The 583-nt window shown below is 67.4% G+C and carries 1 pseudogene; it reads right to left on the reverse strand.

Annotated elements, in window-relative coordinates:
- A pseudogene (locus tag EOA28_RS37850) lies at nucleotides 1-583 on the reverse strand (pyruvate dehydrogenase complex E1 component subunit beta); the annotation flags it as partial.

Here is a 583-nt window from a genome sequence, read left to right on the forward strand (position 1 = left end):
GCCTTGAGCAGGCCCTTGGCGTCGGCCGCCGTGTAGGGCATCACGACCTTGAGGCCGGGGATATGGCTGTACCAGGCGGCATAGCATTGCGAGTGCTGCGCGGCGACGCGGGCGGCAGCGCCGTTCGGGCCGCGGAAGACGATCGGCGCGCCCATCTGGCCGCCGGACATATAGAGCGTCTTGGCGGCCGAGTTGATGATCTGGTCGATCGCCTGCATGGCGAAGTTGAAGGTCATGAACTCGACGATCGGCTTCAGGCCGGCCATCGCCGCACCCACGCCGACGCCGGCAAAGCCGTGCTCGGTGATCGGGGTATCAACCACGCGCCGTGGCCCGAATTCCTGCAGCAGGCCTTGCGTGATCTTGTAGGCGCCCTGGTATTCGGCGACCTCCTCGCCCATGACGAAGACGTCGCCGTCGCGGCGCATTTCCTCGGCCATGGCGTCGCGGAGCGCCTCGCGCACCGTGGTGGAAGCCATTTCGGTGCCGGCGGGAATGTCCGGGTCGGCCACTACTTCCGTCTTCGGCGCGGCGGCGACGTCTTCGTCATGGGCGAGGAGGTCGCCGAATACCAGGGCGCCTA

This window comes from Mesorhizobium sp. M2A.F.Ca.ET.067.02.1.1 (genome assembly GCF_004023285.1).
Lineage (GTDB): Bacteria > Pseudomonadota > Alphaproteobacteria > Rhizobiales > Rhizobiaceae > Mesorhizobium.